The sequence below is a fragment of the Citrobacter sp. JUb117 genome (assembly GCF_024809055.1).
Lineage (GTDB): Bacteria > Pseudomonadota > Gammaproteobacteria > Enterobacterales > Enterobacteriaceae > Citrobacter > Citrobacter gillenii.
Genome location: NZ_JANUFB010000004.1, coordinates 111,328 through 128,316 on the forward strand (window position 1 = coordinate 111,328; position 16,989 = coordinate 128,316).

Consider the following 16,989-nt stretch of genomic DNA (forward strand, 5'->3'; position numbering starts at 1 on the left):
GGTTCTTTTTTTAGCTGAGGCGTTGAGGACCGGCGCGGATCCCCTGCAGCTGGCTTATCCAGACAGGAACGCTAAACGCGGCTTGAGAAGTAAAATGGGCATACGTCACGCGACTTACGGTCGCCGGCGGATTGCCTTCCTGCGTCAGCATCGCGCTGAGCGTATTCAGTAAAGCAAGATGATGCGCCTGATTCGGCAATGGATCTTCGGCAACGGGTAACGCCTGAGGAGCCATGGCAAAAGAAAGGTGGCGGATAACCGTACGAATAGCATGCTGATGCCAGTAATCGACGGTAAAATTCGGGCGACGATTGCTCGCCTCCAGCAACGCCAATTGGCTAAAGTTGACCTTAGCTGATTGATCGTGATTACGGGTGGTCGCCTTGGAGGGGGTATTCGGTTCAGCGGCATTACCGATCGCGGGCAGGCCAAAACTCGCCGCGACCATCCCCAATAAGAGATGCGGCCAGAAGTACCGTCTGCCTAACTGTCGCCAGCGCGTCAGTATTCCACTCACGTTTTTGCCACCTGATATACCCTGCATTTGGGGTTATAAATTCAAAACGATTTTTGCGCACGGATCTTATCATTAAAGCGACCGCTCCACAGCAGTAATGACAACCCGCCATGGGAAAATATGCTCAACAAAGCAGCGATCGCACACTATTTTAACGTTACGGCAGGGAAAAGTTTGCGTTGAGAAAGGCTACGTTAGTGAGTATATAAAAAAAACGACTGGCTTACCTGGCCGGAGAGAGTACCAGATTTACCAGTCGAATTTTGCGACAACGGGTGTCGTTACGCCAGTACGGTCGAAGGTGCTTTGAACGCCAGCGGCAGTTCTGCATCGTCCTGGAAGGTCACAAATTCCCAAGCTTCCTGTTTTGCCAGGACAGCCTGCAACAATTTATTATTCAATGCATGACCGGATTTATACGCGGTGAATGCACCAATAATGTTGTGACCACACATGAACAAGTCACCAATCGCGTCGAGCATTTTGTGACGAACGAATTCATCTTCAAAACGCAGGCCGTCTTCGTTCAATACGCGATAATCGTCAACAACGATGGCACAATCGAAGCTACCGCCCAGGCACAGGCCACGGGACTGCAGATATTCGATATCACGCATGAAGCCGAAAGTACGCGCACGGCTAATCTGGCGCATAAACGCATCCGCAGAGAAGTTCATCGCATAGCGCTGGGTGCTGGAATCAATCGCCGGATGGTTAAAGTCGATGGTAAAGTCCAACGAGAAACCATTGTACGGTTTGAATTCAGCCCACTTGTCGCCATCTTCGACACGAACGGTCTCTTTGATGCGTACAAATTTTTTGGCGCAGTTCAGTTCTTCAATACCTGCGTCAAGCAGCAGGTAAACGAACGGAGCAGCACTGCCATCCATGATCGGGATTTCCGGGGCATTAACCTCAATAACGATGTTATCGATGCCTAAGCCCGCCAGAGCAGCGTTGAGGTGCTCAACGGTTGAAATCCGTACATCATGCTCATTGACCAGACACGTACAGAGCATGGTATCACGCACAGATTTGGCATCGGCCGGGAAATCTACCGGAGGATTCAAGTCGGTGCGACGATAGATGACCCCGGTGTTGGCCGGCGCAGGGCGTAATGTCAGGGTGACTTTTTTGCCGGTATGCAAACCGACGCCAGTCGCCTGAACGATACGTTTAAGAGTCCTTTGTTTGATCATCGTATAATCTCGCCAAATTACCTATCCAACCGAAGTGTACTATACATTCGGTGGGCCAGTTTAGCACAAAGAGGCACAATTCCCAAATTCCAGCTAATTCTTAATCAGCTTGCTTACGCAGGAATGCGGGGATATCCAGATAATCCGGCTCTTTGGTGGTCTGCGGCGTATTGTCGTTGACCACTTTTGCTACCGGTTTCTGCTCTTGCGTCAACGGCGCCATACCGTGCTGCTGGTAACGATCCATTACCGGCTGCTGTACCTGCTTGTTGGTCACCAGAGTGATTTCCGGACGCTTGTCCATACCAATTCCAGTGGCCACCACGGTGACGCGCAGTTCGTCGTTCATATCCGGGTCCAGAGAGGTACCGATAACCACGGTCGCGTTATCCGAAGCAAATGCACGGATGGTGTTGCCGACGGTTTCGAACTCATCCAGACGCAGGTCGAAGCCCGCAGTGATGTTGACCAGCACGCCGCGTGCGCCAGACAGATCGATGTCTTCCAGCAGCGGAGAAGAGATCGCCATTTCAGCGGCTTCTTCTGCACGGTCTTCACCGCTCGCCACGCCAGAGCCCATCATCGCGTAGCCCATTTCGGACATCACGGTGCGTACGTCTGCAAAGTCAACGTTCATCAGACCCGGACGGGTGATCAGCTCAGCGATACCCTGAACCGCGCCTTTCAGCACGTCGTTCGCCGCGCCAAACGCGTCCAGCAGTGAAATACCGCGACCCAATACTTTCAGCAGTTTGTCGTTCGGGATAGTGATCAGAGAGTCCACATGTTTGGACAGCTCGGTGATACCCTGCTCCGCGAATGCCATACGCTTCTTGCCTTCAAAGTTGAAAGGCTTAGTCACGACAGCAACGGTCAGAATACCTAAATCTTTTGCTACTTCAGCAACCACTGGCGCAGCACCGGTACCGGTACCGCCGCCCATACCTGCTGCGATGAACACCATGTCTGCGCCGTCAAGCGCTGCACGCAGAGCTTCACGATCTTCATCAGCCGCATTGCGACCGACTTCCGGGTTTGCACCCGCGCCCAGACCTTTGGTAATACCGCTACCAATCTGAATGGTCTGTCCAACCGCAGTCTTACGCAACGCCTGAGCGTCGGTATTCACCGCGAAGAATTCAACACCTTCGATGCGCTCGCGCACCATGTGTTCAACGGCATTACCGCCGCCGCCACCGACGCCGATGACTTTAATCACCGCGTCGTTGGTTAGTTCCATAGGTTCAAACATAGTTTCTCTCTCCGTTTTACACTTCATCCTTCAAGCCGCCTCTTTGTTGGCTGCCTTCACTCACTCCCGTCACATAGTAAACTATGCTCCAGGTGATTCGCTCAGTTGCCGCCGCGATGCAACTTGAATGATGTTGTGTATGTGCCTGTCGCCTGAGACCGTAATTGTTGCCGGTCTCATAAAAATTAAAACTCTTTTCGCAGCCAACTGTTGAGTCGTTTGATCCACGATCCAACCGATGCTGTTACACGTTTTTCAACTTCAGCCTCACCACTCAAATGGGATTCTTTCCCGTAGTGAAGCAACCCCACTGCCGTTGAATAATACGGCTCTTGGGCATAATCTGTCAGACCGGTAATGTTCAGCGGTGCACCAATTCGCACCTGCGTGTGGAACACGCGTTGAGCGCAGGCCGCAAGGCCTTCAATTTGTGCCGCACCACCGGTTAATACAATCCCCGCCGCCAGATGATGTTTCACACCCTGCTGGCGAAGCTGTTCCTGTAATTGCAAAATCTCTTCGTTGACCAGGTTGAGCAGCTCGGTATAACGCGGCTCAATCACCTCTGCCAGGGTCTGACGCTGCAGACTGCGCGGCGGACGACCGCCCACGCTTGGCACCTCAACGCTTTCATCTTTACCGACGATAGATCCCAGCGCGCAGCCATGGCGCACTTTGATGGCTTCGGCATCGCTCGGCGGCGTACCAAAGGCATACGCGATATCGCTGGTTACCACATTCCCTGCGTAAGGGATCACTTTGGTGTGGCGCAACGCGCCGCCAGTATAAACGGCGATATCCATTGTACCACCACCAATATCGACTACGCAGACACCCAGCTCACGTTCGTCTTCCGTCAAGACAGAATAACTGGCTGCCAACCCGGCAAATATGAGTTGGTCAACTTTCAGGCCACAACGTTCAACAGCTTTAACAATATTCTTCGCCATGTCGTTGTGGCAGGTAATCAGATGCACTTTAGCCTGCATGCGTACGCCGGAAAGCCCTACCGGATTTTTAATGCCTTCCTGGTAGTCAATGGCGTATTCCTGCGGAATGACATGCAGAACACGATGCTCATCGCGTACGCGTACGGATTTCGCCGTATGCACCACGTTCTCTACGTCTTCCTGTGTCACTTCCTCTTCGGAAATGGGCACCATACCAATTTCATTCTGACAGCTAATATGTTTACCAGAAAGCGCCAGATACACCGAGGAAATCTGGCAATCCGCCATCAGTTCAGCCTGGTCAATGGCGCGCTGTACGCATTTCACCACTGACTCAAGGTCATTCACCCCGCCTTTATCCATACCTCGCGATGGGCAACTGCCCACGCCAATGATATTGACCATACCGTCGGGCAGAACTTCCCCTACTAAAGCGGCTACCTTCGCGGTGCCTATCTCCAGTCCAACTACCAGTTTTCTGTCCGTCGCCTTGATCATTGTTGTTCTGCCTGTGCCTGATTCTGTTGCTGATTAGATTCCTCAGGAGGCAAGGGAACCCAGCCTACTGCCGCTCCTGAGTCATAACGCAAATCAACGTAGCTAATCCTTTTGCCATCGGTTTGCGCCTGCTGCTGTAAAACCGGGTAGAGTTCCACAAAGCGAGCCAAACGTTTTATCGTGTCGCCCCTGCCCAGATTCAGCTTAATATCGTTATTCAGCGTCAACTGCCAGGAACGACGCGCGGTCATTGCCGCTTCCTTCAGGGTGAATCTGTCCTTAGCCAGCACCTGCCCCATATCGCGGAACCCTTGCAGCACTTCACTTGCGCTACCTTCCGGGCCATACAACATCGGTAATACCTGCTTGTTGGAGCGCCCCGTCGGTATGCTGAACGTATTTCCGTCTGCATCGACCATATGCTGATCATTCCAACGCGCTATTGGCACATATTCAACCAGATGAATCTTCAATTCATCAGGCCATTGCTTCCTGACGCTCGCCTGTTTAATCCATGGCAGGCGTTCAATCTGGCTCTGGATGATGTTGACATCCTGAGTCATAAAGGTTCCTGGTGCGCCCAGCGCCAGGATGGACTGACGAATATCATCGTTGCGCGTGTAGTGACGCTCGCCGGTCAAAACCAGTTTTGACAACGGCAAACGCTGCGCATCTTCCATCCATCCCAACACTACCCAGCCGCTGACAAACACGGTGCACAGCACTGTCAGCAGGAAAATAATTCCTGCAAGACGCGTTCCATTGTTGCGGCGTGAGGAGAGAGCTTCTTCTTCATCATCACCGTTTCGCGTGTTCAGCGCAGCCTGCGACATATCAGTCCGCCAACTCCAAAATTCGTACCACCAACTGCGAGAAGCTCAGGCCCGCCTGACGTGCCGCCATCGGCACCAGGCTGTGGCTGGTCATACCCGGAGAGGTATTCGCTTCCAGCAGATAAAACTGGTCATCATTGTCCAGCATGACGTCAATGCGACCCCACCCCTTACAGCCCAGCGCGGTCCATGCTTTCAGGACTAACGCCTGTAAAGCAGCCTCTTGTTCAACTTCCAGACCAGCAGGGCAGAAATATTGTGTCTCATCAGACAGATACTTCGCCTCATAATCATAGAAGGTTCCGGCCGGTTGGATACGTATTGACGGTAAAATTTCTTCACCAAGTATTGCAACGGTAAATTCCGGGCCACTCAACCATTTTTCAATCAGTACTTCTTCATCATGCTGAAAAGCCAATGCTAATGCAGCCTGCAAAGCATTTTCTTCTTCAACTTTTGACATCCCAACGCTGGAGCCTTCGCGGCTTGGCTTCACAATTAGCGGCAAGCCTAACGCAGAAATCTGCGTAACCACTTCATCGCTAAGCCCTTTTTCAAACTCAGCGCGGGTCAACGCCACCCATGGTGCAACGGGTAACCCTGCCCCCTGCCACAGCAGCTTGCTGCGCAGTTTATCCATTGAGATAGCAGAAGCCATCACACCACTACCGGTATAGGGCAAGCCTATCAACTCCAGCATGCCCTGCAAGGTACCATCTTCCCCACCACGGCCGTGCAGCGCAATAAACACCTTCTGAAAACCCATTGATTTCAGAAGCGTGACATCGACCTCTTTCGGGTCAACCGGGTGCGCATCCACGCCGCCTTCGCGTAAACCGGCCAGCACCGCTGCGCCTGAATTCAACGACACTTCTCGTTCTGCAGAGGTTCCGCCCAACAGGACCGCGATTTTATCAGCCATGTTGCTCTTCCTCCGGGTTTTGCGGCTTCAGTTTGATTTCAGCTAAGGAACGCGCGATTTTGCCGATATTTCCAGCGCCCTGCACCAAAATCAGATCGTTACCCGTTAACACCGATGCCAGCATTTCAGCCACCTGTGCCGGATCGGACACTAGGATCGGGTCAACCTTGCCACGGCCACGAATGGTACGGCACAGCGAACGGCTGTCAGCCCCCGGGATCGGCGTTTCACCTGCGGCATACACGTCCAGCATCAACAGCGCGTCAACCTGTGTCAGGACGTTAGCAAAGTCATCGTACAGATCGCGGGTACGCGTATAGCGGTGCGGCTGGAACAGCATCACCAGATTTTTGTCCGGCCAGCCCGCACGTGCGGCTTTGATCGTGGCATCCACTTCCGTCGGGTGATGCCCGTAGTCATCCACCAACATTGCGCTACCGGCTTTACCGTTGACGGGCTCCAGCGGGAATTCACCAAGGAAGTCAAAACGACGCCCAGTACCCTGGAAACTTTCCAGCGCGCGCAGAATAGCGTCGTCCTCAATACCCTCTTCGGTCGCTACCGCAACCGCGGCTGCCGCGTTCAGCGCATTGTGACGGCCTGGCGCATTTAACGTAACGCGCAGATCGGCCATCCCCTGACGCAACAGCGTAAAGTGACCCTGCGGGCCAATCTGCTGGTAATCTTCTATGCGTACGTCAGCATCATCGCTGAAACCATAGGTTGTAGTCTGACGACCGACGCGCGGTAACAATTCACGGATCACCGGATCGTCAACGCACATCACTGCACGACCATAAAACGGCAGGTTATGCAGGAAATTAATAAACGTCTGCTTTAAATTTTCGAAGTCGCCCTGGTAGGTATCCATGTGGTCAGCTTCGATATTGGTGACAATCGCCACCATCGGCTGCAAATGCAGGAACGACGCATCGCTCTCATCCGCTTCCGCTATTAAATAACGGCTATGGCCTAAGCGCGCATGTACGCCCGCCGCCTTCACCAGCCCACCGTTGACAAACGTCGGATCCAGCCCTGCTTCTGCGTAAATGCTGGAGACCATCGCGGTGGTTGTGGTTTTACCGTGCGTCCCGGCAATGGCGATACCATGACGAAAACGCATTAACTCAGCCAGCATCTCTGCGCGACGAATCACCGGAATACGCGCTTCATGCGCCGCCACAATTTCCGGGTTATCCGCAGAAATGGCGCTGGACACCACCACCACGCTCGCATCACGCACGTTTTCCGGGCGATGGTTGAAGAAAATCGTCGCGCCCAGATTACTCAGCTGTTGCGTGACCGGATTCGGCGCTAAGTCAGAACCGCTGATCTGATACCCTTCATTGGCCAAAACTTCGGCAATACCACCCATACCAGCACCACCGATGCCGACAAAGTGAATGTGCCGAACACGACGCATTTCGGGCACGATGGAACGCAGTTTTGCCAATTGTTGTGTATTCATTCTTTAGCCATTAACTTCTCAGTTCATGCGATGCAAAAGGCATCGCCACAATTACGCCCGGACAGCCCGGCTCACTGCATTTGCAACCCATTCGGTGGAATTCGGTATGGATGCATTGCGAGCACGTTCTGCCATGGTTAATAAGGTTTCTCGCGACCACCCTTCAAGGGTGCTGGCGACGGCATCCACAGTAAACTGCGGCTGCTCTAAAATTTTGGCGGCGCCCGCTTTTTCCAGCGGCAACGCATTCCAGTACTGCTGTCGGTCTTTATGCTGGAACGGCACAAAAATCGCTGGCAGGCCCGCTGCTGCGATCTCGCTCACCGTTAGCGCGCCGGAGCGACAAACCACCACATCTGCCCACGCATAGGCTGCGGCCATATCATCAATAAATTCGGTGACCTTATGCTGCGGCTGTCCGGCATCAACATAGGCCTGTTCCACGGTCTGCTGTGCGCCTTTACCGCTCTGATGCCAGATAGTCAACGCGTCGCCAAGCTTTGCAGCAACCTGCGGCAGCGTTTGGTTCAGCACGCGCGCGCCCTGAGACCCCCCGACCACCAGCACGCGAACCGGACCTTCACGTCCAGCCAGGCGTTCTTCAGGTAATGGCAGCGCCAGCACATCGGTACGTACCGGGTTGCCCACCACTTCCGCATCCGGGAAGGCGCCGGGAAACGCCTGCATCACCGTCGTGGCAATCTTTGACAGCCATTTATTGGTTAAGCCTGCGATGCCGTTCTGCTCGTGCAGCACGACCGGAATGCCTAACGACCAGGCCGCCAGACCACCGGGGCCCGAGACATAACCGCCCATCCCCAGCACCACGTCAGGTTTAAACTGCTTCATGATGGCGCGAGCCTGGCGCCAGGCGTTAAAAATACGCACGGGTGCGGCCAGCAGTGCGTTGAGGCCCTTGCCACGCAAACCGGAGATACGAATAAAATCAATGTCAATGCCATGCTTCGGCACTAAGTCCGCTTCCATACGATCGGCGGTGCCCAGCCAACGAACCTGCCAGCCCTGGGCCATTAAATGGTGCGCAACCGCCAGTCCCGGGAACACATGCCCACCGGTACCGCCTGCCATCACCATTAACCGCTTCGGTTGACCACTCATCGTGCACCTCGTGTAAACGCCTGTGCTTTTTCCAGACGCGTTTCATAATCAATACGTAACAAAAACATGATGGCCGTCGACATGATCAACAGACTTGAACCACCATAACTAATCAGCGGCAGCGTCAGACCTTTCGTGGGCAGCATACCTGCCGCAGCCCCAACGTTAACCAGCGCCTGAAAACTAAACCAAACCCCAATCGAGCAGGCTAAAAAGCCTGAAAAACGGTGGTCAATTTCCAGCGCTTTACGGCCAATCGACATCGCGCGAAAAGCGACGAAGAATACCATTAAAAGTGCCAGTACCACACCGATATAACCCAGTTCTTCCCCAATAATGGCGAAGATAAAGTCAGTGTGTGCTTCCGGCAAATACTCCAGTTTTTGTACCGAATTCCCCAGCCCCTGCCCCCAAATCTCACCACGACCAAAGGCCATCAGGGATTGCGTCAGCTGGTAGCCGCTACCAAACGGATCCTCCCAGGGGTTCCAGAAAGAGGTTACGCGACGGATACGATACGGTTCGGCGAGGATCAGCAGCACCACCGCCGAGATCCCCATGCCGATGATGGCGATGAACTGCCACAATTTTGCACCAGCCAGAAACAGCATCGCCAGCGTGGTAACAAACAGCACCACCACCGTACCGAGGTCAGGCTGCGCCAGCAGTAGCACCGCCAGCACCAGGATCACGCCCATCGGTTTTAAGAAGCCGCGCAGGTTGTTACGCACCTCATCCACCTTACGTACCAGGTAGTTGGCGAGATAACAGAACAGCGACAGCTTGGTAAATTCCGCCGGCTGAATACGCAGCGGACCCAGTGCAATCCAACGCGATGCCCCGTTAACCGAGCTGCCTACCACCAGTACGATCAGCAACATGATGATCGAGGCGATCAACATGGTGGTGCTGTACTTTTGCCAGAATTCCATCGGCAGACGTAGCGTGACCATCGCCAGACAGAACGCCAGGAAGATATACAGCGCATCACGTTTGGCGAACAGGAAAGGATCGCCCGCCAGACGTTGCCCAACGGGCATTGACGCCGATGTCACCATCACAAAACCAATCGCTGCCAGACCAAACGTCAGCCACAGCAACATGCGGTCATACATGATCAGGCTGTCCGCGTCTTTATCACGCGACGCCATCACCCAGCCTTTAAGCGCCGCGAAGATCCACGCCAGGACACCCCATCCCGGTATGCGCGGCATTCTCAGACGAGGGAGAGATAAACGCATCAACCCAACTCCTTCGCCAGGCGGGTAAAGACATCGCCACGCTGCTCAAAGTTTTTAAACTGGTCGAGGCTGGCGCAGGCCGGCGACAGCAACACCATATCGCCCGGTTTAACGCGCGGTGCGAGCAGACGCATCGCCTGCTCCATGGTTTCAGTTTGCTCGGCAACGTCTGGTCGCAGAGCGGCAAGCTGCGCCCCATCGCGACCAAAACAGTACAGACGAATACGATCGCCAACCAGATAACGACTGAGCGGAGAAAAATCAGCGGATTTCCCGTCCCCGCCCAGCAGCAGATGCAGCGTGCCGTCAACGTGCAGGCCATTCAGCGCCGCTTCAGTACTGCCGACGTTGGTGGCTTTAGAATCGTTAATCCAGCGTACGCCGTTATGTTCCAGCACAACCTGAAAACGATGCGCCAGTCCGGTAAAGGTGGTTAGCGCTTTCAGACTGGATGCCCGCGGCAGGCCCGCAGCATCCGCCAGCGCCAGCGCTGCCAGAGCGTTGGTATAGTTATGCTGACCGGAAAGCGTCATCTCTTTCACGTTCAGCACTTTTTCACCCTTCACGCGCAGCCAGGTTTCGCCCTGCTGACGATTCAGGTGATAGTCACCCATATTGATGCCAAAGCTCACGCAGCGTTCATCAGCTCCGCGAACCGGCATCGTCAGCGCATCGTCGGCGTTAACCACACACACTTTCGCGTTCTCATAGACGCGCAGTTTCGCTGCACGGTACTGCTGCAACCCAAACGGGTAGCGATCCATATGATCTTCAGTCACGTTCAGAATAGTGGCCGCCACAGCCTGCAGGCTGGAGGTGGTTTCCAGCTGGAAGCTGGAGAGCTCCAGAACGTACAGCTCACGTTCAGCATCCAGCAGCATCAACGCAGGCAAACCAATATTACCGCCGACGCCGACATTCACCCCGGCCGCTTTCGCCATTTCACCGACCAGCGTGGTGACGGTGCTTTTACCGTTAGAACCGGTAATCGCCACGATCGGCGCCTGCGCTTCGCGACAGAACAGCTCAATGTCACCCACAATTTCAATACCAGCATCAGCGGCCGCGCTCAGCGCTGGATGCGCCAGGGCAATACCTGGGCTGGCGACGATCAGATCGGCGGCCAGCAGCCAGTCATCATTCAGGCTGCCAACATGGCGCTCAACCGCTTCCGGTAATTTATCCAGCCCCGGTGGCGTCGTGCGGGTATCCATCACCCGCGGCGTAACGCCACGCGCGAGGAAAAAATCCACACAGGACAGCCCAGTCAGCCCCAGACCGATAATGACGATTTTTTTACCCTGGTAATCAGCCATGATTAACGTACCTTCAGCGTTGCCAGGCCAATCAGCACCAGCATCAGCGAAATAATCCAGAAGCGCACGATCACGCGCGGCTCCGGCCAGCCTTTCAATTCATAGTGGTGGTGGATCGGCGCCATACGGAAGATGCGCTGTCCGCGCAGCTTGAAGGAGCCAACCTGCAGAATCACCGACAGGGTTTCCACCACAAACACACCGCCCATAATCACCAGCAGGAATTCCTGGCGCAACAGCACGGCAATAATGCCCAGTGCGCCACCCAGTGCCAGCGAACCGACGTCGCCCATAAAGACCTGCGCCGGATAAGTGTTAAACCACAGGAAGCCTAATCCTGCCCCGACAATCGCCGTGCAGACGATCACCAACTCCCCCGCATGGCGTAAATACGGAATATGCAGATAGTTGGCAAAGTTCATGTTCCCGGTCGCCCACGCCACCAGCGCAAAGCCAGCAGCAACAAACACGGTCGGCATAATAGCCAGGCCATCAAGGCCGTCGGTCAGGTTGACCGCATTGCCGGTACCGACGATCACGAAGTAGGCCAGCAGAACGTAGAACAGGCCCAACTGCGGCATGACGTCTTTAAAGAACGGCACGACCAGCTGCGTGGCGGGCGTATCTTTGCCCACCAGATACAGCGCGAAGGCCACGCCTAATGCAATCACCGACATCCAGAAGTACTTCCAGCGGGCGATCAGGCCTTTGGTGTCTTTACGCACCACTTTGCGGTAATCATCGACAAAACCGATAATGCCGTAACCCACCAGCACCACCAGTACGCACCAGACGTAAGGGTTAGACGGGTAGGCCCACAGCAGAACGGAGATAACAATCGCGGTGAGGATCATAATGCCGCCCATGGTCGGCGTACCGCGCTTGCTGAAATGCGATTCTGGGCCGTCGTTACGCACAACCTGACCAAAAGACATTTTTTGCAGGCGGGCGATCATGCGCGGGCCCATCCACAACGAGATGAACAGCGCGGTCAGCAGGCTGACGATGGCGCGAAACGTCAGATAAGAGAAGACGTTAAAGCCGGAATAATATTTGACCAAATGTTCGGCCAGCCAAACTAACATGTTGCATTCTCCTGTAATGCGCGTACTACCTCTTCCATAGCGGCACTACGTGAACCTTTCACTAAAATCGTCATCACCTGATGCTCGGCAATCAATGTCTTAAGATGCGCGGCCAGCGCGGATTTATCCGCAAAATGTTCGCCAACGCCACTGGCATCGCTGATTGCCTGACTCAGTTTCCCTGTACTCAATACGCGGTCGATACCCGCCGCCTTCGCAGCCTCTCCTACCTGTATGTGACAGGCTTCGCTTTCCGCGCCAAGTTCTGCCATATCGCCCACCACCAGCACGCGATAGCCCGGCATTTCAGACAACACCTGTACCGCGGCGGTCATCGAACCGACGTTGGCGTTATAGGAGTCATCCAGCAGCAGCTGATTTTCGGCGAGCGGGATAGGGAACAGGCGTCCCGGCACTGCGTGTAAATCTTTCAGGCCGGTTTTAACCGCCTCATGCGTCGCGCCAACCGCCATGGAGAGCGCGGTGGCAGCCAGGGCATTGGCAATGTTGTGACGCCCCGGTAACGGCAGCAAAACATCAATGCTGCCCGTCGGCGTGTGCAGCGTAAACTCGGTGCCGTGTGACGTAACATGAATGTTGGTAGCAGAAAAGTCGCTGTTGGCCGCATTCGGCGAGAAGCGCCAGACGGTACGATCGCCAATAATGCTCTGCCAGTTCAGCCAGTCGTTGTTATCGGCATTCATAATGGCGATACCGTTTTCCGCCAGGCCGGTAAAGATTTCGCCTTTTGCTTTGGCGACACCAGCCAGAGAACCAAACCCTTCCAGGTGAGCCGCCGCCAGGTTATTCACCAGCGCCGCTTCCGGTCGAGTTAATCCGACGGTCCAGGCAATCTCGCCCTGGTGGTTGGCACCAAGCTCAATCACCGCATAGTCATAATCGTTGTTCAGTCGCAGCAGCGTCATGGGTACGCCAATGTCGTTGTTCAGATTGCCCGCAGTGTATAACGTGTTCCCACACTGGCTGAGAATCGCGGCTGTCATCTCTTTGACAGAGGTTTTACCGGATGAACCGGTCAGTGCCACCACGCGGGCCGGAACCTGAGCGCGCACCCACGCCGCCAGCTCGCCAAACGCCAGGCGTGTGTCCTTCACAATCACCTGCGGCAGAGAAACATCCAGCGGACGACTGACCAGCAGCGCTCCCGCCCCGTTCTCTTTCGCCGTTTCGGCAAAATCATGGGCATCAAAGCGTTCGCCTTTCAGTGCCACAAACAGGCAACCCGGCGTGACTTTACGCGTATCGGTGGTCACCGCATCAAGGGTCAGATCGCCCCCTTTCAGTTCGCCACCGAGGATCTCCGCCAACTGGCTGAGCGTTACGCTAATCATGCGATCACCCCCAGCAAACGAGCGGCCGTCACGCGGTCAGAATAGTCGAGGCGATGCGCGCCGACGATCTGGTAATCTTCGTGGCCTTTACCGGCCACCAGCACAACGTCGTTTTCTTTCGCCTGCATAATGGCGTTGGTGACCGCTTCAGCACGACCTTCCATCACCTTCGCGTGCCCGGCATCCAGCATACCTGCCAGAATGTCGTTAATGATGGCGCGCGGCTCTTCAGTGCGCGGGTTGTCATCAGTGACCACCACAATATCAGCGAACTCTTCCGCGATGGCGCCCATCAGCGGACGCTTGCCTTTGTCACGATCGCCGCCGCAGCCAAAGACGCACCACAGCTTACCGGTGCAGTGCAGACGTGCCGCCTGCAGCGCTTTTTCCAGCGCATCCGGCGTGTGGGCATAATCCACCACCACCGTTGTTTTGCCCGGCGCACTGAACACCTCCATACGCCCGCAAACTGGCTGCAGACGTGCCGCCGTTTTCAGTAAATCCGCTAACGGGTACCCTAATGCCAGCAGCGTTGCCAGTGCCAGCAGCAGATTACTGACGTTGAAGGCGCCCATCAGGCGGCTTTCAATTTCACCGTCACCCCAGGACGAGGTAAAGCGGATCGTCGCGCCGCTGTCGTGATAATTCACCTCAACCGCTTTCAGCCAACGACCGTGGCAGTTCGGGTTAATATGGTCTTCCATCGAAACGGCGACCGCATCCGGCAATTTTGCCAGCCAGCGACGGCCGACTTCATCATCTGCATTGACGATGGCCTGACCGCAATGGTGCGTGGAGTACAGCAGCCACTTCGCGGCTTCGTAATGTTCCATATCACCGTGATAGTCGAGATGGTCACGGCTTAAGTTGGTAAATACCGACGCCGCAAACTTCAACGCTGCCACGCGATGCTGAACCAGACCGTGGGATGACACTTCCATCGCGCCTAACGTGGCGCCCTGCTCAACCAGCCCCGCCAGCACATGCTGGACGTCAACGGCTGAACCGGTGGTATTTTCGGTCGGGATCACTTTGCCCAGCAGGCCATTGCCAACGGTCCCCATTACGGCGCTGGTTTCGCCCAACAGCTGGCTCCACTGCGCCAGCAGTTGGGTGGTCGTGGTTTTCCCGTTGGTGCCGGTGACCCCCACCAGACGCATAGTGTCAGAAGGCTCGTGGTAAAAACGGCCCGCCAGTGCTGATAAACGTTCGTTAAGCTGGCTCAGATAGATAACCGGTACGCCGTGCATTTCACGGATTTCACCGTCGGTTGCCTCATCTTTTGCCTCTGCAATAATGGCAGCCACACCTTGCGCTATCGCCTGCGGGATATATCGACGCCCGTCCGCCTGATGACCTACCACTGCCACAAAGAGATCGCCCGATGCAGCCACACGGCTGTCGAGCGTCATCTCCCGCAGTGCTCGCTCCGGTGCACCCGGCACCCATGGAGCAAGAAGGTCGCGCAAATTACGATCTGCCACCTGTCGCCTCGCCTTGATTATTCACAAAATCACTTTTATCGCTCGTTGTCAGCGCATCCGGCTCGATGTTCATGGTGCGCAGTACGCCGCCCATGATGGCACCGAAGACCGGCGCGGAAACGGCGCCACCGTAGTATTTACCCGCCTGCGGATCGTTGATAACAACCACCAGCGCGAAGCGCGGCTGACTCGCAGGCGCAACGCCTGCGGTATAAGCAATGTATTTGTTGATGTAGCGACCATCCGGCCCTACTTTTTTCGCCGTACCGGTTTTAATGGCGATGCGATAGCCTTTAATCGCCGCCTTCACGCCGCCGCCGCCGGGCAGCGCCACGCTTTCCATCATATGAACGACGGTACGTACGGTAGATTCCGGGAAGATACGCTCGCCCGGAACAGGAGGATCAACTTTGGTAATCGACAGCGGGCGATAAACGCCATAGCTGCCGATCGTTGCGTAGACTCGCGCTAACTGTAACGGGGTTACCATTAGCCCATAGCCGAAAGAGAAGGTGGCCCTCTCTATGTCAGACCACCGTTGTTTTTGAGGATATAAGCCACTGCGTTCTCCGACCAACCCCAAATTGGTCGCTTTTCCCAGCCCAAAACGTGAGTAAGTATCTACTAACGCTGAGGACGGCATCGCTAACGCCAGTTTGGAAACACCGACGTTACTCGACTTCTGTAGTACCCCGGTCAGGGTCAATTCGCTATAACGCGCCACGTCTTTGATTTCGTGGCCATTAATTCGATAGGGAATGGTGTTCAGCACGGTGTTTTCACGCACCACGCCGCGCTGCAGTGCCGTCATCACCACCATCGGTTTAACCGTTGAGCCCGGTTCAAATACGTCAGTGATGGTACGGTTACGCATGACATCTTTTTGCGTACCGGAGAGATTGTTTGGGTTGTAGGATGGGCTATTCGCCATCGCCAGCACTTCGCCGGTGTTGACGTCTACCAACACGGCGCTACCTGATTCCGCTTTGTTAAACGCGACGGCGTTGTTCAGTTCGCGATAGACCAGTGCCTGCAAGCGCTCATCAATACTCAGCGCCAGGTTATGTGCCGCCTGACTGTCTGTTGAAGAAATATCTTCAATCACGCGGCCATAGCGGTCTTTACGCACCACGCGCTCGCCCGGCTGACCGGTGAGCCATTTATCAAAACTCTTCTCAACGCCTTCAATGCCCTGGCTGTCGACGTTGGTAAAACCGATGAGGTGAGCGGTCACTTCCCCGGAAGGATAGTAACGGCGGGATTCTTCGCGCAGATGAATCCCCGGCAGCTTGAGTTTTTTGATGTAGTCGGCCATGTCAGGGTTGACCTGGCGTGCGAGGTAGATAAAACGCCCTTTCGGGTTGGCATTGATGCGAGAAGCCAGTTGGTCGAGCGGGATGTTCAGCGCAGTCGACAGCGCTCGCCAGCGTTCGCCAACGCTTACGCCACCCGCATCATGCACTTCTTTCGGATCGGCCCAGATGGCCTTCACCGGCACGCTCACCGCCAGCGGACGGCCGGAACGGTCGGTAATCATGCCACGTGACGTGGAGACTTCCTGGACGCGCAAGGAGCGCATGTCGCCCTGACGCACCAGCATGTCAGGCGCAATAATTTGCAGCCACGCAACGCGTCCCAGCAGGAAGCACAGCGCCAGCAAAATACAGCCGCACAGTAACGCAAAACGCCAACTGATAAAGTTGGCTTGTTCTTCCTGGCGTTTTGGTTTGAGCGTCTTTGCCGCTGCTTTCAT

At 55.2% G+C, this 16,989-nt stretch carries 14 protein-coding genes; all 14 read right to left on the minus strand.

The features are described from left to right. Positions 1-10: 10 nt before the first annotated feature. The 14 genes from secM to ftsI all read right to left on the minus strand — a co-directional run bounded on the left by secM (position 11) and on the right by ftsI (position 16,989). Positions 11-517 carry a secA translation cis-regulator SecM gene (secM, locus tag M2374_RS10525; protein WP_181688470.1) on the minus strand — a complete coding sequence of 169 codons (507 nt, stop codon included), beginning with the start codon at positions 515-517 and terminating at the stop codon, positions 11-13. 281 nt (positions 518-798) lie between these two features. Beyond that, a complete protein-coding gene (gene lpxC / locus M2374_RS10530; RefSeq protein WP_045439825.1) occupies positions 799-1,716 on the minus strand; it encodes a UDP-3-O-acyl-N-acetylglucosamine deacetylase in 918 nt (305 codons plus the stop codon). Between the two features lie 100 nt (positions 1,717-1,816). Further along, the gene (gene ftsZ / locus M2374_RS10535) at positions 1,817-2,968 is read right to left on the minus strand and encodes a cell division protein FtsZ (RefSeq protein ID WP_003018753.1); all 1,152 of its coding nucleotides are present in this window, start codon (positions 2,966-2,968) and stop codon (positions 1,817-1,819) included. 185 nt (positions 2,969-3,153) lie between these two features. Next, a complete protein-coding gene (gene ftsA / locus M2374_RS10540) occupies positions 3,154-4,416 on the minus strand; it encodes a cell division protein FtsA (protein WP_003018755.1) in 1,263 nt (420 codons plus the stop codon). Further along, positions 4,413-5,249, minus strand: a complete 837-nt coding sequence (gene ftsQ, locus M2374_RS10545) for a cell division protein FtsQ (protein WP_096758299.1) — start codon at positions 5,247-5,249, stop codon at positions 4,413-4,415. Before ftsQ ends, ftsA begins: the two co-directional genes overlap by 4 nt. A 1-nt stretch (position 5,250) precedes the next feature. Next, entirely contained in the window at positions 5,251-6,171 is a 921-nt protein-coding gene (locus M2374_RS10550; RefSeq protein ID WP_181688472.1) for a D-alanine--D-alanine ligase, read from the minus strand. Continuing rightward, on the minus strand, positions 6,164-7,639 hold the full coding sequence (gene murC, locus M2374_RS10555; protein ID WP_115259457.1) for a UDP-N-acetylmuramate--L-alanine ligase: 1,476 nt from the start codon (positions 7,637-7,639) through the stop codon (positions 6,164-6,166). The genes M2374_RS10550 and murC overlap by 8 nt, the downstream gene beginning before the upstream one ends. A gap of 51 nt (positions 7,640-7,690) precedes the next feature. After that, on the minus strand, positions 7,691-8,758 hold the full coding sequence (gene murG / locus M2374_RS10560; protein WP_181688473.1) for an undecaprenyldiphospho-muramoylpentapeptide beta-N-acetylglucosaminyltransferase: 1,068 nt from the start codon (positions 8,756-8,758) through the stop codon (positions 7,691-7,693). Continuing rightward, positions 8,755-9,999 carry a cell division protein FtsW gene (gene ftsW / locus M2374_RS10565; protein ID WP_135912587.1) on the minus strand — a complete coding sequence of 415 codons (1,245 nt, stop codon included), beginning with the start codon at positions 9,997-9,999 and terminating at the stop codon, positions 8,755-8,757. The genes murG and ftsW overlap by 4 nt, the downstream gene beginning before the upstream one ends. Beyond that, positions 9,999-11,315, minus strand: a complete 1,317-nt coding sequence (gene murD / locus M2374_RS10570) for a UDP-N-acetylmuramoyl-L-alanine--D-glutamate ligase (protein ID WP_115259459.1) — start codon at positions 11,313-11,315, stop codon at positions 9,999-10,001. The genes ftsW and murD overlap by 1 nt, the downstream gene beginning before the upstream one ends. Before the next feature lie 2 nt (positions 11,316-11,317). After that, a complete protein-coding gene (gene mraY / locus M2374_RS10575) occupies positions 11,318-12,400 on the minus strand; it encodes a phospho-N-acetylmuramoyl-pentapeptide-transferase (RefSeq protein ID WP_096758305.1) in 1,083 nt (360 codons plus the stop codon). After that, entirely contained in the window at positions 12,394-13,752 is a 1,359-nt protein-coding gene (gene murF / locus M2374_RS10580) for a UDP-N-acetylmuramoyl-tripeptide--D-alanyl-D-alanine ligase (protein WP_137399713.1), read from the minus strand. The genes mraY and murF overlap by 7 nt, the downstream gene beginning before the upstream one ends. Continuing rightward, positions 13,749-15,236 (minus strand): UDP-N-acetylmuramoyl-L-alanyl-D-glutamate--2,6-diaminopimelate ligase, encoded by a 1,488-nt coding sequence (gene murE / locus M2374_RS10585; protein WP_117342316.1) that lies wholly within the window; start codon positions 15,234-15,236, stop codon positions 13,749-13,751. The genes murF and murE overlap by 4 nt, the downstream gene beginning before the upstream one ends. Continuing rightward, positions 15,223-16,989 carry a peptidoglycan glycosyltransferase FtsI gene (gene ftsI / locus M2374_RS10590; protein WP_096758308.1) on the minus strand — a complete coding sequence of 589 codons (1,767 nt, stop codon included), beginning with the start codon at positions 16,987-16,989 and terminating at the stop codon, positions 15,223-15,225. The genes murE and ftsI overlap by 14 nt, the downstream gene beginning before the upstream one ends.